Below are 22,629 nucleotides of genomic sequence, written 5' to 3'. Positions count from 1 at the left end.
GCACGCTGCACGCCTTCGGTCTTCAGCGCCAGTTCGCGCAGTTCGTCCTCGCTGATGTCGGGAGGCACCTGCAGCTTGTCGCGCAGCTTGCCTGCCACCTGGACCACGCAGGTGACCTCTTCTGCTACCAGGTAGCGCGGGTCCGGCACCGGAAAGGGGCGGTACGCGACCGTCTCTTCGTGGCCCAGCTTGGCCCACAGCTCCTCGGCCATGTGCGGGGCGAACGGCGCGATCATCACCACCAGGTCTTCGGCCACCGGCCTCGGTACCGCGGGCAGCTTGGTCAGGTGGTTGTTCAGCACGATCAGCTTCGCGATCGCCGTGTTGAAGCGCAGGTTGTCCAGGTCCTCGCGGACGCCTGCCGCGGCGGTGTGCAGGGCTCGCAGGGTCTCGATGTCGGGGTCCTCGTCGACGACGTTGGGGCGTCCGGTCTCCTCGTCGACGATGTTGCGCCACGCCCGCTGCAGGAAACGGAAGGAGCCGGCCACGGCCTTCGTCTCCCATGGCCGGGAGACCTCCAGCGGGCCCATCGACATCTCGTAGACGCGCAGGGTGTCGGCGCCGTAGGTGTCGCAGAACTCGTCGGGCGTGACCGAGTTCTTCAGCGACTTGCCCATCTTGCCGTACTCGCGGTTCACCTTCTTGCCCTGGTAGTAGTACACGCCGTCGACTTCTTCGACCTCTTCGGCGGGTACGTACACACCGCGCTCGTCGGTATATGCATAGGCCTGGATGTAGCCCTGGTTGAACAGCTTGCGGAACGGCTCGGCGGATGAGACGTACTCCAGGTCGTACAGGACCTTGTGCCAGAAGCGCGAGTACAGCAGGTGCAGCACCGCGTGCTCTGCGCCGCCGACGTACAGGTCCACGCCACCGACGTCATGCGCGTCGCGCGGGCCCATCCAGTACTTCTCGACCTCGACGCCGACGAAGCGCTCGTCGTTGGTCGGGTCCAGATAGCGCAGCGGGTACCAGCAGGAGCCGGCCCACTGCGGCATGGTGTTGGTCTCGCGCCGGTAGCGCCGCGGGCCCCGGTTTCCGCCCGCTTCGCCCAAGTCCAGCTCGACCTCGACCCACTCGGTCGCGCGGGCCAGCGGCGGTGAGGGTTCGGACCGCGCGTCGTTCGGGTCCAACACGTGGGGGGCGTAGTCGTCGATCTCCGGCAGCTCCAGCGGCAGCATCGTCTCCGGCAGCGCGATCGCGTGAGTCAGGTCCTCGACGTCGTACACGATGGGGAAGGGCTCGCCCCAGTATCGCTGCCGGGAGAACAGCCAGTCGCGCAGCCGATAGGTGACCGTGCCGGTGCCGTACCCCTTCGCCTCCAGCCAGGCGATGATCCGCTTCTTGGCCTCGGGGACGATCAGGCCGTCCAGCGAGACCTCGTCGTTGGCGGAGGCGACGATCGGCGCGTCGTGCGAGACGTACGCCTCGGTCCAGTCCTCGACCCGCTCGGGGGTGCCTGCCGGGGGCTCGACCACGATGCGCATGGGCAGGTCGAAGGCGCGGGCGAACTCGAAGTCGCGGTGGTCGTGCGCGGGGACGGACATGATCGCGCCGGTGCCGTAGCCCCACAGCACGTAGTCCGCGACGAAGACCGGCACACGCTCGCCGTTGACCGGGTTGATGGCGTGGGCGCCCGTGAACACACCCGTCTTCTGGCGGCCCTCGGTCTGCCGCTCCACCTCGGACTTAGCGGCGGCCTGTGCCTTATACGCGGCTACGGCTTCGGCCGGAGTCTCGGCACCCCCGGTCCACGCGGCCCGGGTGTCGGCGGGCCAAGCGGCCGGGACGATCTCGTCGACCAGCGGGTGCTCCGGGGCCAGCACCATGTACGTCGCGCCGAACAGGGTGTCGGGGCGGGTGGTGAATACCTCGATGTGCGTGCCGTCGATCGGGAAGCGCACGCGGGCGCCCTCCGACCGGCCGATCCAGTTGCGCTGCATCAGCTTGATCGGCTCGGGCCAGTCCAGCCGGTCCAGGTCCTCCAGCAGCCGGTCCCCGTACGCGGTGATCCGCATCATCCACTGGCGCAGGTTGCGCTTGAACACCGGGAAGTTGCCGCGCTCGGACCGGCCGTCCGCGGTGACCTCCTCGTTGGCCAGCACCGTGCCCAGGCCGGGACACCAGTTGACGGGGGCCTCGGAGATGTAGGCCAGCCGGTAGCCGTCGATCGCGTCGGCGCGATCGGCTGCTGACAGCTCGGACCAGGGCCGGCCGTCCGGGGTCGGCCGCGCGCCCGACTCGAACTCGGCCACCAGCTCGGCGATCGGCCGCGCCCGCCGCGCGGTCTGGTCGTACCACGCGTTGAAGATCTGCAGGAAGATCCACTGGGTCCAGCGGTAAAAGGAGACGTCGGTGGTGGCCACGCCGCGCCGCTTGTCGTGCGCCAGGCCGATCCGGCGGATCTGGGCGCGGTACCGCTCGATGTTCTTCTCCGTGGTCACCCGCGGATGGGTGCCCGTCTGCACGGCGTACTGCTCGGCGGGCAGCCCGAAGGCGTCGAAGCCCATCGCGTGCAGCACGTTGCGGCCCAGCATCCGCTGGTAGCGGCCGTACACGTCGGTCGCGATGAAGCCCAGCGGGTGGCCGACATGCAGGCCGGAACCGGAGGGGTAGGGGAACATGTCCAGAATGAAACGTTTATCTCCGGGCACCGGTTTCCCGGTCGCCAGCGGCCCCGACGGGTTGGGGGCCTGAAACGTGCCGTGCTCTTCCCAGTACGCCTGCCAGCGCGCCTCGATCTCGCCCGCCAGCACCGCTGTGTAGCGGTGCGCGGGCTCGTCGGAGGCCAGCCTGGTGCTCTCGCTCATCGAAAGTCCCCTCGGGTGTCTGTCGCCGTTACCGGTCTGCGCCAATTTGGTCCGGATATGCAAAAACCCCTCGCACAGGAGGGGTCGCCACGCTGAGGAGCCGATTTCCGGCTCTACCGTTCTCAGCGCGGCCCGGTAAGGAGCAGGCGTACTGCTTTCACGGCATCAGGGTACCACCTGGCCCGGCGTTCCATGGTCGACAATAGGGTGCTTGTGTGCTAGGAGCGCTCTTGTGTCGTTCGTGGCGCAGTACTCGTAGACGCCGCGCGCCCGTTGAGGCCCGGCTCTCCCTTACGGAACTTGAGTGTCTTGCGGTAGCGTCCGTGCGACTACAGGTAGTGTCCCGACCCAAGTGACGTGCTGAGGACGAGTGGACGCACCACAGTTGCCCGGCGCCGAGACATCGGCGAGCCCTCCGGCCGGCTCCGCCGCGCCCGGTCAGGCTTCTGCGTTCCGCCGGGCGCTCGACAAGCAGGCGGTCGCCGAGGCATCGGTGGGCAATCCCCGCGGTTCTGCCGGATCCGCTCAGACTTCTGCGTTCCGCCGCGCTCTCGACGTACAGGCAGTGGGCGAGGATTCCGGCGGCAGGCGGGTGCCGTGCGGGGCGTTCGACGTGACCACGCCGCTAGACGTCGAGGCGCTGCGCGCGGCTCTGGCCTTGGACAGCGCCGACGAGCCGCGGCCGAACGCACAGCTTCCCGCGCGGCTGCCGGCGCAGGTCTCCGCTTCGCTGCCGACCGTCAACACGCCGACGTTGATCCAGTACACCGCGCCGCCCGCCGAGGCAGCCCCTCCCGGCCCGCCGGACGACGACTTGTCGGCGCAGCTCGACAACGGACGGATACCGGCGCGCCTGCCCACAGCGCTGTTGGTCTGCGCAGTGTTGGCCGCGCTGGCGGGCGCCGCGCTGATCGTCATCGACCACGGGGGCAACGGCGGCCCGCTCGCTCCGACGGCGCTGCCCGCGAGAGTCTCGTCACGCCCGGCATCCGCCCAGGCCGCGCGTCCGGCGCCGGGCCGGCACGCGGTGCCCGCGAGCCCGAGCGTCCCGCCGCCGGAGCCGCCTTCCCCGTCCCCGAGCGCATCGCCTTCGGCCAGCCCGTCCGCCAGCACCGCGCCGATCGGGATCAACCTGGGCAGCACCGGCGCGATCGTGGTCGACATCCAGCGGCGGCTCGCCGACCTCGGCCTGCTGTACTCCGCCCCGGATGGTTCGACGTACCGCGACTCGGGATGGACGCTCCGGGAGGTCCAGCAGCAGCGCGGACCCACCCCGGACGGCACCGGCTACTACGGCAAGGCCACCGACTTCGCGATCATGGCGTTCAAGCGGCACTTCCTTTATGGCGACCAGGGTCCAGTACCATCCGGGGGCTGTGACGTCCCGACATTCGCGCGGCTCCACCAGCAGACGGCCGAGTACGCCAGCTAGCCGGGCGGCCGACCCGATGCCTCAGTCGGGCCTACTGGTTCGAGACGGTCGGCTCGTCCAGGATCCACGGCTCGTACCCCAGGAACTCCGCGATCTCCGTCGCCTCCGCCGAGCTGACCGGTTCGCCGTAGTCGGAGCCGAGCAGGACGTTGCGGTCGGGCAGCTCACTGGGCCGCCAGACGCCCCCGAACGACGGCGAGGCCGCGCGCAGCACCGCACCGCGCGGCAGGCCGGTGTACCAGGGGGTGGACGGGTCGACCCAGCGGTCGTAGCGCAGCAGGCTGACCGGCTGGTCGCCCTCGTGCCGGAAGTAGAAGCCGCTGCCATGGCCTTCGAGCTCGAACGCCACCCTCAGCGGCCGGTCCGGGTCGCCGCCGAGGAAGGTGGCCCAGAACAGGAAGCGGCGGTCCGGATCCGCGGAGTGCACGGGATCGATTATCTGACCACAGATCATCACCGCGCCAGTATTGGTGCCGGCGTCAGCGCCGCCATGGGCGCACCCAGGCACCTCACGCGCACCACCGAGCTACGGGAAAGTTACTGAAAATCGCGACAGAAACCGCCCAGGTGTACCAACATGTATGTGAACACGGCACACGCGAAGCACTGCCCGCACGTCGACCGACGAACCGGACGAAGCGCCACGAGGACGAGGGAGACGGAGAAGCGGTGAGCCGCGTCGGGGGGCAGCTCGCGACCGGGCTTCGGCGCGATCCGGATCGCCCGCACCTGTTCTATATCGACAACGCCGGAGTGCTGCGGGCTACGGCGTACGACGGCCATGCCTGGTCGCCGGTCACCCTGCCGCAGCCCGACGGCCTGCCGTTCGGCACGGAGATGCACCCTCCTGGTGCGCTCGCCACTGGGCAGCGTCAGCGCGGGCACCGGCTGGACGTGTTCGCGGTCGACCGTGACGGGCTGCTGCGCATTTATACGGCGGACGGCGTGCGCGGGTGGGAGACGGACCTGGTGCCCGGAGGGATCGGGATCCCGCCCGGCGCCAGCCTGGTCACTGCGCTCGAACGCGCATCCATGCGTCTCGATATCTTCACCGTCAGCCGGTCCGGCGAGCCCTTGCTGTTCCAGGGCGGGGACGACGGGCGCTGGCGGGCCGCGGTACTGCCCTCCGAGTCGGTTCTGCCGCACGGCGCCAACCTGGCCACCGGCTATCAGGAGGGGCGCACCCTGCTCAGCCTGTTCGCGATCGACCGGGTCGGCCGGCTGCGCTGCGTGGTCGGGATGCCGGAGCGCGGCTGGATCCCGGAGAGCCTGGGACAAGACCTGGCGGAACCGCCGCCGCTGCCGCCCGGCGCGCCGCTGGCCACCGGCTACGCGGGCGGCACGGACGAGCTGAGCGTGTTCGTGGTCGGCGAGGACGGCTCGCTGTACGAGTTCCAGCGCGGGCAGTTCGGCTGGCGGGCGCGCGCGCTGCCGGTCGGGGGGCTGCTCGCGCCCGCCGCGCTGACGACCGCGTACCGGGACGGCGGCCGCCGTCTCCTGCTGTTCGTCGTCGACGAGGAGGGCCGGCTACGTCAATACGCGCACGAACCCGACGGGACGTGGTCGGTCGGCGTCGTGCCGCACGGGGTCGGTCTGCCGCCCGGCGCCCCGCTGGCCGCCGGGTACCGAGACGGCGGCGGCCTGCTCGATTTGTTCGTGCTCGCCCGCTTCTCGGAACCGCCGCTTTATTTCACCGCCCAGAGTGGAGGCTGGACCGGACCCTATCCGATCTAGCATCCTTGCCCGCATGGCCGTGTCGAGTATGACCGAGTTGTGGCATGAAATAAGCAGCGCGCAGCCCGCCCCGCCGCGCGCGTTGGTACTGGCGGTGGCGGCGGTAGCGCTGGCCACGGTCGCTTACCGGCCTGCGTGGAAGGTGGCCCGCAACGCGGTGACCATCGCGCACGAGGGTGGCCACGCGGTGGCGGCGCTGATCACGGGTCGGCGGCTGAGCGGCATCCGGCTGCACGCGGACACCTCGGGCGTCACGGTCTCCTACGGCAAGCCGTACGGGTTCGGCATGGTGCTGACGGCGAGTGCCGGGTACATCGCGCCGTCTTTGTTCGGGCTGGGCGGCGCGGCACTGCTCGGGCTCGGTCACGTCACGGCCCTGTTGTGGGTCTGTGTCGGGCTGCTCGCGCTGATGCTGTTGATGCTGCGCAACTTCTACGGCCTGATCTCCGTGCTCATCACCGGCGTGGTCGCGTTCGTCGTGTCCTGGTACGCCGGCGCGCGGGTGCAGGCCGGGTTCGCCTATCTCGCGGTGTGGTTCCTGCTGTTCGGCGGGGTGCGGCCGGTGTTCGAGCTCCAGTGGCAGCGCCGGACCGGCCGGGCGCCGAATTCCGACGCGGACCAGCTGGCGAAGCTGACCCGCACCCCGGGCGCGTTCTGGGTCGCCCTGTTCGTGGTGGTCGCGGTGGGCGCGGTGCTCCTGGGTGGGCACTGGCTGGTGCCCACCGCGTTCCAGGGCTACGGCAAGTAAGGGGTCGGATCAGATCGGGATCGGGTCATGAGTGCCAGGTGTCGTTGAACGTGATCGATCCCGACGATCCCGTCGTGTAGTAGCGGTTGTTCCCGCTCTCCCAGGTGACGTTCCCACTCCCGTCGATCTTGATGTACTTGTACTCGAAGTAGGTGTTCGTCGGCAGGCTGAGCGCGGCGGTCCAGGAGGGATAGTTCTGCGAGGAGAGGGCGACGGCGTTCGCCGTGTTCCAGCTGCCGAGCGCCGGGATCGAGCCGACGATGTAGACGTTCTGGCCCCAGGTCGTCGTCGCGTTCGCGTTCACGTTGACGGTGAACGTGGTCGCGGGCGGCCCCGGAACCCGGCTGTTGCGGTCGATCGCGACGGCGTCGTTCGCCGGAACCGTGACGGCGGCGCGGTTGCCGGACACGGTCACGGTCGAGCCCGTACACGCTCCGCCGGACACCGAGCCGTGGATGATGTCGCAGTAGGTTCCGTCCGGCAGGCCGGTGGTGAAGGTGCGGGTCTGCGCGGACGACTCGTTGTTGAGAGCGATCCAGGCGTCCGGGCCGCGCGAGAACGCGATCAGGTTCGTGCCGTCGGTGTACCAGTTGGTCACCGGGTCGCCGTTGGCCAGCGCGAGGTTGTGCCAGGCGACCATGTTCGCGACGCCGGTGATCCGGTCGGTGCAGTACCAGCCGCTGTTGCAGTTCGTGTTGGTCACGTATCCGTTGGCGTCTGAGGGCGGCGAGTCATTGGTGTTGTTCCAGGTAAAGCTCGCATACACCTGCGGCGTGCCGAAGCCCCAGGCCAGCAGGAACTCCGTGGCCAGGACGTATGTGGCGCCGTTCTTGTAGCTCAGGTTCGAGCCGTCCCGCTCGGTGTCGTGGTTGTTGACGAACGTGGACGAGTACTGGCTCGGGATCAGGCTCCACGTGGAGAAGCCGCCGAAGTTGGTGATGTCGCCGGTGAACTGGGTCTTGATCGCGTCGGCGTAGTCGAAGCCGATCAGGCTGCCGGTGTTCTCGAAGGAGTCCGGCTGCAACTGCGTGTTCGTGCTGCCGAGCGCCACCTCCTGGACGATGTAGACCGGCTGGCCGGTCGTCGTGTCCTTGTTCAGCAGCGCTTCGAGGGCGGCCAGGTCGGTGTGGCCGATGTGCTTGGCGGCGTCGAGGCGGAAGCCGTCCACGCCGTACCCGATCAGTTTGTTGAGGTACGCGGCTTCGGTGGTGCGGACGTGCGCGGACTCGGTGCGCAGGTCCGGCAGCGAGTCGAGTTCGCACTCGGTGACCTGCTGGTAGTTGTTCCAGTCGGTGATCTGATCCGAGGAGACCGGGCAGTCGTTCGGGTAGTTGTGGAAGTCCGCTGATAAGTACGCCGGGTACGACGATCCGGGGGTGTAGCTCACGCCGCCGTAACTGGTGTCGTTCCCGTCCTGTCTCGCCATGTGGTTCAGGACGGCGTCGACGTATACCTTCACGCCCGCCTGGTGGCACGCGGTGACCATGGTCTGGAACTGCGCGTCGTTACCCATGCGGCTGGTCAGGTTGTAATCGACCGGCTGGTAGATCTCCCACCACGGGTGTCCGTCCGCTGCGTCGGTCATCGAGTCCTCAGGCGGGGCGACCTGGACCGCGGCATATCCGTCCGGGCCGAGGACGTTCGTGCACTCCGACGCCACCGAGGTCCAGTTCCACATGAAGAGGTTCGCGGTGACGTCCTTGGCCGGGCTGCTCGCCTGCGCGGGTGCGGCGGCGCTCACGAGGCCGACGGGGACGGCAGTCGCGGCGACGAGGGCTGCGGCGGCAGCGAGAGACCTTCCGGGGTGACGGCGCATCATCGCTCCATCTCAGCGCTCTACGACGCAGGCCTCGTTGCCCCGTGACAGAACGCGCTCTTGGTGACGGTACACCGCCGGCCGTCGCCCGGAAAGTGTCGATTGGGCGCATTGTCGCAGAGCCGCCAGACGCTGGGTTCCGGGTCGAGACACCAACGGGGCGCGGCGCCACGCGTTCGACGCTGGTCCGGATTGCATAAGATGTCAGCATTTCTGTGATTCTTCGTGACCGGCTTCGCGCGCTCCGCCGCACGCCGCACGCGCCTAGTCAATGCCTTGCCACGACTTCCACCCGAACGCGCGTGCTGGCAGCATGGAGGTTTGGCACGGGGGCGAAAGGAGGAGCGGTGCGCGCGCTCGACGCCGAGGACATGCGAACGCCGAGCGCGCCGGTGGCCCTGATGCCTAGGTCTGATGTCGCTGCGAGTACTTTTGACGGCCGGCCCGCGGCCGAGATCGCGGCGCGGGTCGCCGAGCTGCTGGTGCACGGCCCGTCGGACATCCTCGCCCTCGAAGAGACGCTCGCCGACCTGGTCCGGTCCGCGCGGACGGACTGGCCGGGGATTCGCGGCGCGCTCGCCGAGACCACCGAGAAGGTCACGCCGGGCGAGCGGTCCCGGGACCTGCCCGCCGCCACACCGCTGCGTCAGCTGCACCGCCTGGTCAACGTCCTGGTCTGGCTCCCGGCTTCCGATCGTCCGCGCGGCGTCTCCGTGACGCTGGCCGCGCTCATCGACCGCCTCGACCTCCCGCTCGACCGCCCGGCGGGCGTGGACCGCCTGATCCTGCGGACCCCGGCCGACATCCTCACGCTGCGCCTGGCCGAAATCGCCGCGCGGATCGGGGCGCCGAGCCCGGTGGAGCTGGTGAGCACGCCGACCGACCCGGCCGGCTGGATCGCACCGGAGATCCTGGTCGCGCGGATCTCGGCGGCCGAGGACGCCGGCTGGCAGCCGTGGCCGGTCGACTTCGACCAGGCTCTGCTCAGGCTGCCGCTGAACCCCGGCCCGGCCACGATCCGGGCCGCGCGGCAGCTGGCATCCCCGGACGGGCGGCGTCTCGAGGGGTGGCTACGCGGTGGCCGCCCCACGCTCCCGGCCGTCCCCAACCCACTGTCGTCTCCCGTCCCTCTGCCCGTGCGGCCCATGCCGTCCACGACCGGCGGCCTTGCGCTCGCGCGCCTGGCGACCGACCCGGGCGGCCCGGCGGCCCCGATCACGCTCATCCACCTTCTGCGCCGCGGGTGGAACGCGCCGGTCGCGCTCGCCGACGGGTCCTGCTGGCCGATCTGCTGGCCTGGCCTGCTGCCCGCGCATACGGACCTGGTGGCCGCCGCCGCGTCGTGGCATCCACAGCACCCTGACGCGCACGGCGGGTGCTGCGAGCCGCACCTGCTGACCCAGATCAGCCGCGTGTACCGCTACGCGGGAGCGATAAGCCCAGGTCACGGCATGAGCGTCGCCCTGGCCCGCGGCCTGGTCTCGCGCTCCCCTATGGAACGGACCGACGCCGCCGAGGCGCTGACGCTGCTGGCCGGGTCCGGGCAGCTCGACGGTGCGCAGTTCGCCGCCGCGCTCACTGGCTGCGCGGTGCGGCCGGGCCGCCAGTTCCTGCGCGCCGCGACGCCGATCCTGCGCCAAGCCCTCGAAGACCAGCCCCGTCCCGGGGCAGCTGGCCGGGCCGCGGCATCGATCGCATCGACGATCCTGAACTGGCTCCCGGCGATCGCGCCCCCGGCCGTCCCCCACCCCGTTCCCTACACGGCGCATCTGCTCGACGTCGCGACCACAGCGCTCGAGACAGTCCACCGCAACGGCCAGAAGCCGCCCCGCGTCCCGGCCGCCACTGCCGGTCTGCTGACCAGCCTGGCCGGCAGATCCAGCCGATCACCGGTGTCAGCGGCGGCCCGTCGCCTGTGCGACTCCCTACGGTAAGGACTCGTCCCACCATCCGCCCTTGAGCGCTCCTCGAGCTGAGCCTTGCCTCCGCTCGTCTCGGTAGGCGAGAATTCCTATAGTAAATTGACGTCTCTAGCGAAAAACTTGCGGAAGGGCGGCATGATGACGGAGATAGGTTCGGTTTTGCGCGCTCCGATGCGATCTGCCGCTGCCGAGCACCCCGCCTGGCGCCGCCTCGCCGCGGCCGTGGAGGAGATCCGCCCGCTCCAGGCCAAGGACGGCTCCATCGACGCCGCCGCGCACGACCTCGCGGACGCCCGCTCCGCCCTCGGCACCGTCCTCGACGCGCTCACCGAACTCGCCCCGCTCTTCCCCCACGACGCCGCGTATCACCACGCGGTCGCCGCTGACCTGCGCACATGGGCCGACGGTGGCTTCGGCGTGCCGGACTTCCTCGACTCGCTCCTCGAGTTCCACCCGGAACGCCGGCGCGAGGACGGGCTCGAGCACCTCGTCGTCTTCCCGATGTACACGCAGAACGGCAACCCGGACCGCAATCTCGAGGCCGTCCTGTTCCGCGTGGTCTGGCCGGACTGGCTGGCTGAGCTCGAGCGTTCGCGCTACGACAACCCGATGTTCGTCCCGATCACCTTCGAGGCGTTCACCGCGGGCTACGACACCAACTCGGCCGTGCTGTTCCCCGAGACCGTGGCCGTGCGCGAGGTGCCGGTGTACACGTGGGGCGCCATCTTCTGCGACCGGGAGGCCGCCCGGTTCCGCGCCGTCACCACCGCCGCCGCCGCGACGACCCGGCTGAACCTTCCGGCCGACACCGAGGCGCTCCTGAACGATCATCAGACCACGCAGGACACCTTCGCCCTGTGGGACATGATCCACGATCGGACGCACAGCCGCGGCGACCTGCCGTTCGACCCGTTCATGATCAAGCAGCGGATGCCGTACTGGCTCTACTCCCTCGAGGAGCTGCGCTGCGATCTGACCACCTTCCGCGAGGCGGTGCGCCTCGAAGCCGAGGGACTCGCGCAGGCCAGGCCGATCCAGTACGCGATCCTGTTCGACCGGCTCTTCCGGTTCCCGATCACCGGCACCCGGGTGCGCAACTACGACGGCCTCGGCGGCCAGCTGCTGTTCGCCTACCTGCACAAGAACGGCGTGCTGCGGTGGACCGACAACACCCTGCGCATCGACTGGGACCGGGCCGCCCCCGCGACCGTCGCGCTGCTCGAGCGGATCGAGACGCTGTACCGAGACGGCATCGACCGGCCGAAGACCGCCCACTGGATCGCGGCCTACGAGCTGGTCGCCGAATTCGTGACGCCGCACCCCGCGTCCACCTGGTCCCGGGGCCTGTACGCTCCCTGGCCCGAGGTGCTGCCGCTCGACGGCGCCCCGAAGGAACTGGTGAACCTCGTCCTGGCCGACGAGTTCCCGCTGAGCATGTTCTACGAGGCACTGGAGAAGAAGCTGCGCCCGGTGATCGCCTCCACGAAGGGGATCACCGCGGCCGCGGCCCCGCTCACCGAGACGACTGCCGCCGAGACGACCGTGACCACCGAGCGAGACGGCCGATGACCGAGCGCCGACACGACCCGGAACTGCGGGGCTTCGCCAGCGACAACTACGCCGGCGTGCACCCGCAGATCCTCGACGCGCTCGCGCTGGCCAACGGCGGCCACCAGGTCAGCTACGGCGAAGACGTCTACACCGAGTCGCTCCAGCAGGTCTTCAAGCACCACTTCGGGCCCGCCGCGCACGCGTACCCCGTGTTCAACGGGACCGGCGCGAACGTGGTCGCCCTCCAGTCGATGACCGAGCGCTGGGACTCGGTCATCTGCGCCGAGAGCGCCCACATCAACGTCGACGAGTGCGGCGCCCCCGAGAAGGTCGCCGGACTCAAGCTGCTGACCCTGCCCACCCCGGACGGCAAACTCACCCCGGAACTGGTCGACCGGCACGCGTGGGGCTGGGGCGACGAGCATCGGGCCCAGCCCCGCGTCGTCGCGCTCACCCAGTCCACCGAGCTCGGCACCTGCTACACACCCGAGGAGATCGCAGCCCTCTGCGACCAGGCCCACCAGCACGGCATGAAGGTCTACCTCGACGGCGCCCGCCTGGCGAACGCCGCCGCGACCCTCGGCCTGCCGCTCAAGCAGTTCACCAACGACGTCGGCGTGGACGTGCTCTCGTTCGGCGGCACGAAGAACGGCATGATGCTCGGCGAGGCGATCGTCGTCCTCGATCCGGACGCGGCCCGCGGCATGCAGTTCCTGCGCAAGGCGGCGATGCAACTTTCGTCCAAGATGCGCTTCGTCTCCGTGCAGTTCGAGGCGCTTCTCGGCTCCGACCTCTGGCTCAGGAACGCGACGCACGCGAACGCGATGACCCAGCGGCTCTACGCCGAGGTCAAGGATCTGCCAGGGCTCGAAGTCGTGCGCACGCCCCAAGCCAACGCCCTCTTCGCGATCCTCCCGGCGGAGGTCACCGAGCGCCTCCAGAAGCGCTTCCGCTTCTACACCTGGAACGAGCACACCGGCGAGGTGCGCTGGATGACCGCCTTCGACACCACCGAAGCAGACATCGACACTTTCGCCGCGGCCATCGCCGAAGAACTCCGACGCTGATAACGCTGACAGGAGTCAGCGCCCGGGTCACCCTTGCCCGAATCTGGTAAGGGCGCTTGACGCACCCACTGGTCTGGACCAATCTGAAAGTGCCGCGGCGCACGGCGCAGGTTTCCCGTCCGCGGTGCCCGGTGCGCCGCGCTCACCGAGGAGGACCCGCCGTGAGGCGCGTCTCGCTTGCAACTCTCGCGTCCCTCGCCCTGATCGGGGGCGCCGCCGTAGCCTCGACACCCGCCGCGCAGGCAGCCGGAAACGCCGGACTGATAGCCACCTTCAGTACGACGCAAAGCTGGAGCAGCGGCTTCGAGGGCCAGTTCAGTATCACCAACGACACGAACGCCACGATCAACAGCTGGACGATGACCTTCGACTTGGCGGCAGGCGAGGCCATCACGAGCCTGTGGAATGCCTCGTACACCAGCAGCGGCACGCACTACACCGTCACGTCCCCGAGTTGGGCCTCGCCGCTCGCGCCCGGTGCCAGCGCCGATCCGGTGGGGCTCGACGTCAGCACCACCGGAGCCGCCTCGCCTCCGGCGAACTGCCTCATCAACAACGAACCCTGCCAAGGACTGCCGCCGGACAACACGCCGCCCTCCACACCGAGCGGATTGCACTCGACCGGCAGCGGGCCCGACAGCATCGCCCTGGCTTGGAACGCCTCCACCGACAACGTCGGCGTCACCGGGTACAACGTCTATGAGGGCTCGAGCGTGATCGCGACGACGACCGCCACGTCCGCGAAGATCACAGGGTTGCTCGCGGGGAGCAGCCACACGTTCACCGTGACCGCGTTCGACGCGGCCGGCAACGAGTCCGGGCACAGCGCCGCGGTCACCGCGGTCGCGGGCAGCGGCACGGAACCGGGGACCGCGGCCCCTTACGTCGACATGGGAGCCTGGCCCACGCCGAGCCTGCCGCAACTCGCGTCGGCGACCGGACTTAAGCAGTTCTCTCTCGGCTTCGTCATCAACGGGTCCACCACCTGCACCGCGAGCTGGTTCAACGCGTTCGACCCGGGCGCCGGCTGGGACAAGTCGGACTTCGACGCGCTCCGCGCGGCGGGCGGCGACGTGCGCGTGTCGTTCGGCGGCGAGAACGGCGCCGAGCTGGCCCAGTCCTGCACCGACGTGCCGAGCCTGACCGCGCAGTACCAGAAGGTCGTGAACGCCTACTCGCTCGACCGGATCGACTTCGACATCGAAGGCGCCGCAGTCGCCGACCACGCCTCGGTGGACCGCCGGTCCGCGGCGATCGCCGCAGTTCAGGCCGCCCAGCGCGCGAAAGGCCGCGACCTGAAGGTGAGCCTGACTCTGCCGGTGTTGCCGAGCGGGCTGACGGCGGACGGCGTCTACATCCTGCAGTCGGCGGCGGCCCACGGCGTGAACGTGACCACGGTGAACGTGATGGCCATGGACTTCGGCGACTCAACCGCGCCCAACCCCGCAGGCAAGATGGGCGCCTATGCGATCCAGGCGGCCCAGTCGACCCGCGCCCAGATCGCCGGCGTCTGGCCGAACCTGACGACGGCGCAGACCTGGGCCATGGTCGGCGTGACCCCGATGATCGGCCAGAACGACGAGTCCGACGAGGTCTTCGGCTTCTCCGACGCCCAGCAGCTGATCACGTTCGCCGAGCAGAACCACCTCAGCGAGCTCGGCTTCTGGGCGGTGACCCGCGACCAGCCGTGCACCGGTGGCGGCGGGCTGTCCACGTGCACGGAGATCTCCCAGGCGCCGTATCAGTTCTCGAAGATGTTCGCGGGCTACACCGGCTGAGGTCCGGCACAAGGATCGCCGGGCTCCGCGGAGCCCGGCGATCCGTTACGCCGGCGGCTGCGTCCGGCTGATCCATGCGTCCATCTCGGCCCAGTTGCCGGCCAGCCAGCGCAGTCGCGCGTCCTCGTCGGAGGGCACGCGCTCGGCGGGGATCGTCCACCACGTCACCTCGACCGGGTGGGTCAGGGGGATGCCTTGCCACGTCTGGCGCACACTCTGGATGTGATCGAGTCCGGTGTGCGCGAGGAAGACCAGCTCGGCGTGGGGCGCCGCGTCGATCGCCGTGAACACCCCGGCCGGTTTCGCGGGCAGGACGTTGTGCAGCCGACGCGCCTGTTCGGACGCCCGTGCCAGACCTTTGCGACGCAGGCTCGCGATCACGCGCAGCCTGCGCCGCGGGGTGAACTTGCCGCCCTCGGGGAACACCAGCAGCGCGTCCGTCGGCCCCATCGTGCCGGCGATCTGCTTGATCTCGCGGGTCGCGATCTCGCCGCCGTTCGGCTCCTGGCTCACGAAACTGTGCGGCAGGCGGCTGATGATCAGATCGATGGCCGGATCGAGCCGGAGGGCGTCCTTGAGCACGATCCGGGGCCTGCGGTGCGCCAGCGTGAGCAGGGCGTGCGCGAGGAGGAAGGAGTCGCCTGGACCGGCGTGTCTGCTGAGGACCACGAGCGGGCGGCCCGGCGTAGCCGGCAGGGTCGGCTCGGCGTCACCGTGCGGCGCGCCCACCGTCGTGACCTGGATGTTGAACAGCGTGGTGCCGACCGCGTAGAGCCCGCGCAGGATTCCGCCCAACATGTTGTAGTGCTCCTGCTGAATGCGCGGGTCGCCGATCCTTCTGCCCAGCCCGGCGCGCACCCACAGCCACGCGGCGCCGAGCAGGCCGACCATCTCCGAGATCAGATATACGACCGCGAACAGGGCGATCCGCATGACCCGCCCTCGGCCGCCCGGGCGCAGCGCGAGCAGGCCGCTGATCACGATGGCGACCGGAGTGAGCGCGCCGATGACCACTAAGAGCAGCAGAGCCGTGGGAATGGTCACCAGCCGCCGCAGCACCGTGTGCCGCAGGAGCAGGCGCTTCATGCCTGGCTCGCGCTGAGATACGCAGCCGAGGCCACGTACGCGCGCTGGATCCGGTCCCGTGTCTCCTCGAAGTCTCGGTAACGCACATACTGGGCCCAACTGGTCGCGCGATCCGTGTCCGCACCGGTGGGCAGCACGTGGAGGCTGATGCCCGGCGGCAGGTCTGCCGTGTCGCGGGCGAACCGGTGGCGCCGCGCGATCTCGAAGGTGACCGCCGCGACCTCCCACGGGCGGCGCGGGGGCCGCAGCGGCTGCTCGAGCCGTCCGACGTGCAGCACGTATATCGTGCGCGCGCCCAGCGCCATCGCGCGGCCGACCGGGATGCTGTCGACCAGGCCCCCGTCGAGGTAGTGCTCCCCGTCGACGACCACCGGCGGGAGCAGGCCCGGCACCGCGCACGACGCGAGCACCGCGTCCGCGATCGGCCCCTTGGTGAACCAGCGCTCCGCCGCGCGCTCGATCGAGGCGGCGACGCACTGGAACGGCACCGCCAGCTCTTCGATCCGGGCGACGGGCAACTCCGATTCGAGCATCCGCCGCAGCATCGTGTTGGAGTACATGTGGGTGCGGGTGCGCGCGGCCGTGCCCAGCCGGCTGAACAGGTTGGCCTCGAAGATCCCGCCACCGCTCAGGCCGGTCCACAGCTCCTCGAGCCGGGTGACCGCCTGGGCGGTGGGGTCGGCGGCCAGCACCGAGCCGTTGATCGCCCCGACCGACGTGCCCAGCACCAGGTCAGGCTTGATCCCGGCTTCCAGGAGCGCGCGCAGCATGCCGACCTCGTACGCGCCGAGGTGCCCGCCGCCGCCCAGGACGAATGCCGTCTCGTATGCCCGTGCCGGCCGTGAACGCGTTGACGGTGCCATACCTGGAGTATGCCCTCTGGGTGTTTGGTCGGGACCGGCCTGTTGATCACCGCGATCGACCGGCGTGGCGGCAGCCACCGCTCGGGACGGTAATACGACTCCGCCGAGCAGGTGACCGCCGCAGCCGCCGCCAGCACCGATGTCAGGGCGTGGCCGAGGTCGAGGCCGACCCCGCGGTAGACGACTGGGCGGCCGGAGGAGTCGTTCCGGCGAGCTTGTCGATCGCGGCGGTGAAGGCCGCCTGTGCCGCAGCCGCCGTGGAGCCGGACGGCAGGGTGAACGGCTTGCCGTTGGCGAAGAAGGTCGGGGTGCCCGGCTGGTTGTTGGTGACCTGCGTGAGATCCGCGAAGTTCTTGCGCACCCAGGCGTCGTAACGGCCGCTGGTGACGCAGGACTCGAAGGTGGGCGTGTCCAGGCCGGGAACCTGCTTGGCGAAGGCGATCAGGGTCTGGTCCGAGGCGAACAGGTCGTCGCTCTCGGCGGGCTGGTTCGCGTAAAGCACGTCGTGATAGGCCTCGAACTTGCCCGCGTCCTGGGCGCACCCGGCCGCGTTGCCCGCGTGGACGGACCCCGACGTGCCGGACAGATTGTTGTCGATCAGGTTGACCGGGTGGATGAGCAGCCGCAGCGTTCCGCTCGCGATCAGCGGCTTGTAAGCAGCCTGATAGGTCGCCTCGAACTGCCCGCACACCGAGCAGCGGAAGTCCTCGTAGACGGTCAGCTGCACGGGTGCGTTGGCCTGGCCGAGCGGGACCGCCATGGCGTCCGCGGCGGCCAATCCGCCCGTAGTGTCGGCGACGGTGCCGGCGGGGACCGCGGTGGGCGTCTTCGGTGCGGAGGCGTTCGCCACGATGAGCGCGATCACGACCGCGACCGCGATGACGCCGAGGACCGAGCCGTAGATGACCATCAGGCGCTTGCGACGCGTCTTAGCCTGCTGCGCGGCGCGCAGCTGCTCGGCCCGGCGCTGAGCCCCCGGTTTCCGGTCATGATTGGCGGTCATGGTTCGTGGCCTTCCAGGTGGTCGTTCGCATTCGGATCCCCGAGGGTGGGTGCTGCCGGTGCCCGTGGGCACCGGCAGCACGTTGGTTCAGAGCGACTCGTCGCCGCTCGAGCCGGCGCCGCCCACGCTACGGCGACGCGTCAGGGCAAAGGCGGCCGCGGCCAGTCCGAGCACGCCGACGACGAGCCCGGCGATGCCGAGGGCACGGGCGGTGGAGTCGCTCGCCGAAGCGGCCGCGGTGGTTCCACTGCCGCTCGCGGCGGTGTTGGACGAGGCCGCGGCAGCGGTCCCGGTGGAGTCCGCGGCCTTGGTCAGCGTCAGCACCGGCGCGGGGTGGTCAGGCTCCGGCTGCCCCGGCTGGGTGAGGTCGATCCAGCGCACGACGTCGCCGTTGGAGTAGGTCTGCACGGCCTTGAACGCGATCTGCGAGGTGTCCGAGGGCAGCTGGCCCATCAGCACGGTGAACGCGCCGTACTGCCCCGGTGCGATCGTTCCGCCGCTCCAGGTGATCTGCGACACGACCTGGGAGATGTCCCCGTCGTCGGTGTGGATCGGGGTGGACAGGGTCACGTTGTCGATCTTCGCGGTCCATCCGGGCACCGGCTGCACCAGAACGGAGGCGATCGGGTGGTCGGTGGGGAAGGCGACCTGGAGCTGCGTGGTGGACGCGTTGGACTCCTCGTTGGGCACGCGGAAGATCAACTGCACGTCGCCGCCGCCCTGGGTCGCGGTGTCGGGGCTGATGGTGACGTGGGCGGAGGCGGGCAGCGCGGTCAGCGCCACGACGGCGGCCGCGACGGCGGGCACGAGGACGAGCCGGGCCCGGCGGGGGATGGAAATCGGGAACACGGTGAAGCGCACTCCAAACGACGGGAATGGGTGGACGGCGTCGGCAGCGAGCCGCGCCGAAGAGTGGATGACGCCGCGTCGGCGCATGCGTACATGAACCGCATGCGTGATCACGACGAAGCTCCCGCAGCGCGCCGCCGCAGCACTCGTGGCCAGCGGCGACGTCCGGAAAGGTGAGGGCTATACCGCCACGCTCACCCGAGGCGGACCACGCCGCGCCACCACGTACCGCAAAACCGTCAACCACTTTGGACGCCAGGCAGTGCACGCGGACAGGGATATGCCGCGCTGTCCAGACCGCACGACGGGGGCGGCGGCGCACACGACGCGCACTGCGACCACGATGTCGATGAGCACGAGCATCAGGCCGCGGGCGAGGCGGAACAGCGCGGCCTCGCCGTGCCGCAGCCACCACGCACAGGCGAACGCGGCGATGCCGTGTGCGGCCAACATGCCGTTGCTGGTGTGCAACAGCGCCATGAGCCCCCAGCGATAGTGGTCGCCGCACATCGCCATGGACGCCGGGTCCATTCCCGCCATCGACGGCATGGCCGCACAACCCGCGACAGCAGGACTGCCGGCGGTGCCTTGTTGCATGCTGTTGAACCACATGTGCAGCGCGGCCTGCGCCAAAAGCATCACGGCACTGATCGAGGCGAAGCCCCGCTCCCGCCCGGCAGCCATCCGTGCGAGGACGAACACTGCGACGAGCGCGACCAGGGTCGCCGAGAAGGGCACCTGGCCGTGGGACATCAGCCGGTGCGCGGTTTCGGCCAGGGCCACGCACACCGCGGCGAAAACTGCGGCGCGCAATGTAGGCACAACGGGCCGATCGTCCATGTCGCGCCTATCCTGCCACCTGCGCTGGCTCAGCGGCACGCGGGGTGGTGCGCCGCTATCCCCACGCCACCGAAGCAACGACCCCCGCTGCGGACGGCTCGGCGTTCGACGGCCTCGGCGGCGCATCCGCCACGCCCGTCACGCTGTCAGCCATCCCAGGTGCCTCGAATCGCTTCACCAAATGTCGTCCGTGTTCCGGTTGTTGCCGGTTTGAAAGGGCCGACGCAAGCGAATCCGGGGCGATCTCGCAAGCTCGCGGCCAGTGGGCTTGCCGCCGCAGCGCTTGCTGAATATGGTTGCCATCATCGTTGAAAATGATTGTCAGATGCGATCTCGTGGGACGCCGCGAACCGGAGGAAACGGACATGAGGACGTGGGGTGGCGACGGGCGCGAAGCGTCGCGGTCGGTCCGACTGGGCGCGGTCTGCGCCGGGGCGGCGGTTCTCGGCCTGCTGGCGGCCTGTTCGAACACGTCGGACGCCGCGACGTCGTCCGGCGGCGGCAAAGTGATCAAGGTGGTGGCCGCGGAGAACTTCTGGGGCAGCATCGCCACCCAGCTGGGCGGATCGCACGTGCAGGTGCTCAGCGTGGTCAGCGACCCGAACGCCGACCCGCACGACTATGAGAGCTCCGCCTCCGACGCGCGGGCCGTGGCCGAGGCCGACTACGTGATCGAGAACGGCGTCGGCTACGACGCCTGGTGCGACAAGCTGCTGTCCGCCAGCCCCAACTCGTCCCGGCACGTCTATAACGTGGGCGATACGGTGGGCAAGAAGGACGGGGACAACCCACACTTGTGGTACAACCCCGACTACGTGGTCGCAGCCGAGAACCACATCGAGGCGGATCTGAAGGCGACCGACCCGGCCGACGCGGACTACTTCACCGCGCAGCGCACCGCGACCGACAAGGCGTTCGCGCCGATGCGCGCCCGCCTGGCCGAGATCAAGAAGGTCGACGCCGGCAAGACGGTCGCCTCCACCGAGTCGATCTTCGTGTACCTGGCGAACTACCTCGGTCTGAACCTGATCAGCCCGCCGGAGTTCATGGAGGCCGTGGCCGAGGGCAACGACCCGCCGGCCGCGTCGGTGGCCGCCTTCCAGCAGCAACTCTCCGGCGGCACGGTGCAGACCCTGGTGTACAACGAGCAGACCGCGACCGCGGTGACCAGCAGCCTCAAGCAGCTGGCCACCAGCAAGAACATCCCGGTGATCGGCGTGACCGAGACGATCCAGCCGGCCGACACCCCGTTCCAGGACTGGTTCAACAGCGAGCTGCTCGACCTGCAGAATGCGCTGAACCCGTCGCTGACCCAGTAGCCGTGACGCAGTGATGGATCGTGACGCAGTGATGGATGTGGAGACGACGCGCACGGCGAGCACGCCGGCCGGGGCCACCGAGCCCCGGCCGGCCGGTCCGGTCATTCGGGCGGAAGGGCTGGCCAGCGGCTACGGCGGTCGGGCGATCTGGCAGGGGGCGGATTTCTCCGTCGCCCCCGGCGAGTTCCTCACCGTGCTCGGCCCGAACGGCGCCGGCAAGTCCACGCTGCTGCGCATGATCCTCGGCCTGCTTCCGCCCGCGGCCGGTGCGCTGGAGGTATTCGGAGCCCGGCCACGGCGCGGAAACCCGGCCATCGGATACGTGCCGCAGCGGCGCACCCTCGATCCCGATCTCGGGGTCGGTGCGTACGACCTGGTGGCACTCGGCACCGACGGCCACCGATACGGCCCGCGGCTGTCTCCCCGCGCGGCGCGTGAACGGCGCGATGCCGTGCATCAGGCCCTGGAAGCGGTGAACGCGACCGGCTATGCGAACCGTCCGGTCGGGCGGCTGTCCGGCGGGGAGCAGCAGCGGCTGCTGTTGGCCCAAGCGCTGGTCGCCCGCCCGCGGCTGTTGCTGCTCGACGAGCCGCTGGCCAGCCTCGACCTGCGCAACCAGATCGCGGTCGCGCAGCTGGTCGCCTCACTGCGGTCCCGCTACGGCCTGACCGTGGTGCTGGTCACGCACGACATCAACCCGCTGCTCAAGGTGACGGACCGGGTGATGTACGTCGCGCGCGGCGCCGTCTCGGTCGGCCCGCCCAGCGAGGTCATCACCAGCGAGAACCTCTCCCGGCTATATCAGACCGAGGTGGACGTGCTCACCGACCGGCGCGGCCGGGTGTTCGTGGTGGGGCTGGAAGAGGAAGCCACGCATCCGCACCCGCAAGGCGTCGCCGCGGACGAAGGAGACTGACAGCCGTGTCGAACCCTGTTTTCCTGGCCGACACCTCAGGCGGCTTCGGCACCCCCACGCCGTCCTGGAATCTGATCTCCGACGTGCACGAACTGCTCTCATTCGCGTTCATGCGCAACGCGTTCGCCGCGGGCACCGCCTCCGCGATCGTCGCGGGCATCGTCGGGTACTTCGTCGTACTGCGCGGCTCCAGCTTCGCCGCGCACGCGGTGGCGCACATCGGATTCGCCGGAGCGTCGGGCGCCGTGCTGCTCGGCATCAACCCGGTCTTCGGCCTGGGCGCGTTCGCCCTGGGCTCCTCGGCCGGCATGGGGGTGCTCGGCAAGCGGCTGCACGGACGCGATACCGTCATCGGCCTGGTCATGGCGCTGTCGCTGGGGCTCGGCAGCTTGTTCATCTCGCTGTACAAGGGAAACGCCGCCAACGCGTACTCGATCCTGTTCGGGCAGATCTTCGGCATCAGCACCGGCGCGATGCAGGTCACCATCGTCACCGGGGTGGTGACTCTGCTGGCCATCATGGCGATCTACCGGCCCCTGCTGTTCTCCTCCCTGGACGAGGAGGTGGCGGAGGCCCGCGGGGTGCGGGTCGGCGCGCTCGGTATCGGATTCATGCTGCTGATGGCGCTCGCGGTGAGCGAGGCGGTGCAGGTCTCCGGCGTCCTGCTGATCTTCGCGCTGCTCATCGCGCCCGGAGCCATCGTCGAGCGGCTGATCCGCCGGCCCTTCAGGGCGCTGATGACCGCCGCGGCGATCGCGGTGGCGATCACGTGGGCCTCGCTGGCCTTCGCTTACTACACTCCGTACCCGGTCAGTTTCTACGTCACCAGCTTCGCGTTCGGGCTCTACCTGCTGGCCCGCGCGGTCGATGCGCTGCGGCGCAAGACCCGAGCGGC

General features: G+C 69.7%; 18 protein-coding genes. 10 read left to right on the top strand and 8 right to left on the bottom strand.

All coding sequences use genetic code 11. The features are described from left to right. A partial coding sequence (gene leuS / locus VGZ32_RS21810; RefSeq protein ID WP_326888001.1) for a leucine--tRNA ligase occupies nucleotides 1–2,810 on the bottom strand: 2,810 nt, incomplete at its 3' end. 370 nt (nucleotides 2,811–3,180) lie between these two features. On the opposite strand from leuS, the gene VGZ32_RS21805 reads away from it, so the two are divergent. Next, a complete protein-coding gene (locus VGZ32_RS21805) occupies nucleotides 3,181–4,242 on the top strand; it encodes a peptidoglycan-binding domain-containing protein (RefSeq protein WP_326888000.1) in 1,062 nt (353 codons plus the stop codon). 31 nt (nucleotides 4,243–4,273) lie between these two features. On the opposite strand, the gene VGZ32_RS21800 is transcribed toward VGZ32_RS21805, so the two are convergent. Beyond that, on the bottom strand, nucleotides 4,274–4,669 hold the full coding sequence (locus tag VGZ32_RS21800; protein ID WP_326887999.1) for a hypothetical protein: 396 nt from the start codon (nucleotides 4,667–4,669) through the stop codon (nucleotides 4,274–4,276). Nucleotides 4,670–4,911: 242 nt separating this feature from the next. Here VGZ32_RS21800 and VGZ32_RS21795 point away from each other — a divergent pair, with 242 nt between their 5' ends. After that, nucleotides 4,912–5,976 carry a hypothetical protein gene (locus tag VGZ32_RS21795; protein ID WP_326887998.1) on the top strand — a complete coding sequence of 355 codons (1,065 nt, stop codon included), beginning with the start codon at nucleotides 4,912–4,914 and terminating at the stop codon, nucleotides 5,974–5,976. A gap of 13 nt (nucleotides 5,977–5,989) precedes the next feature. Further along, nucleotides 5,990–6,724 carry a M50 family metallopeptidase gene (locus VGZ32_RS21790; RefSeq protein ID WP_326887997.1) on the top strand — a complete coding sequence of 245 codons (735 nt, stop codon included), beginning with the start codon at nucleotides 5,990–5,992 and terminating at the stop codon, nucleotides 6,722–6,724. Nucleotides 6,725–6,749: 25 nt separating this feature from the next. Here VGZ32_RS21790 and VGZ32_RS21785 read toward each other — a convergent pair whose 3' ends face one another. Next, nucleotides 6,750–8,540, bottom strand: a complete 1,791-nt coding sequence (locus VGZ32_RS21785) for a carbohydrate-binding module family 20 domain-containing protein (RefSeq protein ID WP_326887996.1) — start codon at nucleotides 8,538–8,540, stop codon at nucleotides 6,750–6,752. A gap of 347 nt (nucleotides 8,541–8,887) precedes the next feature. Between VGZ32_RS21785 and VGZ32_RS21780 the strand changes: the two genes are divergently transcribed. From VGZ32_RS21780 to VGZ32_RS21765, 4 genes are all read left to right on the top strand, one after another. Further along, nucleotides 8,888–10,474 (top strand): DUF6493 family protein, encoded by a 1,587-nt coding sequence (locus tag VGZ32_RS21780; protein WP_326887995.1) that lies wholly within the window; start codon nucleotides 8,888–8,890, stop codon nucleotides 10,472–10,474. 159 nt (nucleotides 10,475–10,633) lie between these two features. Beyond that, the gene (locus VGZ32_RS21775; RefSeq protein ID WP_326887994.1) at nucleotides 10,634–12,031 is read left to right on the top strand and encodes a DUF6421 family protein; all 1,398 of its coding nucleotides are present in this window, start codon (nucleotides 10,634–10,636) and stop codon (nucleotides 12,029–12,031) included. Beyond that, the gene (locus VGZ32_RS21770) at nucleotides 12,028–13,080 is read left to right on the top strand and encodes a low specificity L-threonine aldolase (RefSeq protein WP_326887993.1); all 1,053 of its coding nucleotides are present in this window, start codon (nucleotides 12,028–12,030) and stop codon (nucleotides 13,078–13,080) included. Before VGZ32_RS21775 ends, VGZ32_RS21770 begins: the two co-directional genes overlap by 4 nt. Before the next feature lie 161 nt (nucleotides 13,081–13,241). After that, nucleotides 13,242–14,858 (top strand): cellulose binding domain-containing protein, encoded by a 1,617-nt coding sequence (locus VGZ32_RS21765; protein ID WP_326887992.1) that lies wholly within the window; start codon nucleotides 13,242–13,244, stop codon nucleotides 14,856–14,858. Nucleotides 14,859–14,903: 45 nt separating this feature from the next. Here the strand turns inward: VGZ32_RS21765 and VGZ32_RS21760 are convergent, their stop codons facing one another. From VGZ32_RS21760 to VGZ32_RS21740, 5 genes are all read right to left on the bottom strand, one after another. Next, nucleotides 14,904–15,944, bottom strand: coding sequence for a 1-acyl-sn-glycerol-3-phosphate acyltransferase (locus VGZ32_RS21760; protein ID WP_326887991.1), 1,041 nt, complete (start codon nucleotides 15,942–15,944; stop codon nucleotides 14,904–14,906). Further along, nucleotides 15,941–16,807, bottom strand: a complete 867-nt coding sequence (locus tag VGZ32_RS21755; RefSeq protein ID WP_326887990.1) for a patatin-like phospholipase family protein — start codon at nucleotides 16,805–16,807, stop codon at nucleotides 15,941–15,943. The genes VGZ32_RS21760 and VGZ32_RS21755 overlap by 4 nt, the downstream gene beginning before the upstream one ends. Before the next feature lie 142 nt (nucleotides 16,808–16,949). Beyond that, on the bottom strand, nucleotides 16,950–17,810 hold the full coding sequence (locus VGZ32_RS21750; protein WP_326887989.1) for a DsbA family protein: 861 nt from the start codon (nucleotides 17,808–17,810) through the stop codon (nucleotides 16,950–16,952). A gap of 87 nt (nucleotides 17,811–17,897) precedes the next feature. Next, nucleotides 17,898–18,659, bottom strand: a complete 762-nt coding sequence (locus tag VGZ32_RS21745) for a YcnI family protein (RefSeq protein ID WP_326887988.1) — start codon at nucleotides 18,657–18,659, stop codon at nucleotides 17,898–17,900. Between the two features lie 180 nt (nucleotides 18,660–18,839). Beyond that, a complete protein-coding gene (locus VGZ32_RS21740) occupies nucleotides 18,840–19,499 on the bottom strand; it encodes a hypothetical protein (protein ID WP_326887986.1) in 660 nt (219 codons plus the stop codon). A 365-nt stretch (nucleotides 19,500–19,864) separates the two neighbouring features. Between VGZ32_RS21740 and VGZ32_RS21735 the strand changes: the two genes are divergently transcribed. The 3 genes from VGZ32_RS21735 to VGZ32_RS21725 all read left to right on the top strand — a co-directional run. Then, entirely contained in the window at nucleotides 19,865–20,818 is a 954-nt protein-coding gene (locus VGZ32_RS21735) for a metal ABC transporter solute-binding protein, Zn/Mn family (protein WP_326887985.1), read from the top strand. Nucleotides 20,819–20,849: 31 nt separating this feature from the next. After that, nucleotides 20,850–21,734, top strand: coding sequence for an ABC transporter ATP-binding protein (locus VGZ32_RS21730; RefSeq protein ID WP_326887984.1), 885 nt, complete (start codon nucleotides 20,850–20,852; stop codon nucleotides 21,732–21,734). A gap of 5 nt (nucleotides 21,735–21,739) precedes the next feature. After that, nucleotides 21,740–22,629, top strand: an 890-nt coding sequence (locus VGZ32_RS21725; RefSeq protein WP_326887983.1) for a metal ABC transporter permease, incomplete at its 3' end; no start/stop codon positions are given.

Source organism: Actinocrinis sp., from assembly GCF_035938995.1.
Lineage (GTDB): Bacteria > Actinomycetota > Actinomycetes > Streptomycetales > Catenulisporaceae > DASZGI01.
This window is presented reverse-complemented; position numbering and strand designations above follow the sequence as displayed.

What these genes read in the sequence shown, in the direction of transcription:
- VGZ32_RS21790 (WP_326887997.1), top strand. Translation starts at nt 5,990, where the DNA reads ATGGCCGTGTCGAGTATGACCGAGTTGTGGCATGAAATAAGCAGCGCG.
- VGZ32_RS21785 (WP_326887996.1), bottom strand. Translation starts at nt 8,540, where the DNA reads ATGCGCCGTCACCCCGGAAGGTCTCTCGCTGCCGCCGCAGCCCTCGTC.
- VGZ32_RS21775 (WP_326887994.1), top strand. Translation starts at nt 10,634, where the DNA reads ATGCGATCTGCCGCTGCCGAGCACCCCGCCTGGCGCCGCCTCGCCGCG.
- VGZ32_RS21770 (WP_326887993.1), top strand. Translation starts at nt 12,028, where the DNA reads ATGACCGAGCGCCGACACGACCCGGAACTGCGGGGCTTCGCCAGCGAC.
- VGZ32_RS21760 (WP_326887991.1), bottom strand. Translation starts at nt 15,944, where the DNA reads ATGAAGCGCCTGCTCCTGCGGCACACGGTGCTGCGGCGGCTGGTGACC.
- VGZ32_RS21755 (WP_326887990.1), bottom strand. Translation starts at nt 16,807, where the DNA reads ATGGCACCGTCAACGCGTTCACGGCCGGCACGGGCATACGAGACGGCA.
- VGZ32_RS21750 (WP_326887989.1), bottom strand. Translation starts at nt 17,810, where the DNA reads ATGACCGCCAATCATGACCGGAAACCGGGGGCTCAGCGCCGGGCCGAG.
- VGZ32_RS21740 (WP_326887986.1), bottom strand. Translation starts at nt 19,499, where the DNA reads ATGGACGATCGGCCCGTTGTGCCTACATTGCGCGCCGCAGTTTTCGCC.
- VGZ32_RS21735 (WP_326887985.1), top strand. Translation starts at nt 19,865, where the DNA reads ATGAGGACGTGGGGTGGCGACGGGCGCGAAGCGTCGCGGTCGGTCCGA.
- VGZ32_RS21730 (WP_326887984.1), top strand. Translation starts at nt 20,850, where the DNA reads ATGGATGTGGAGACGACGCGCACGGCGAGCACGCCGGCCGGGGCCACC.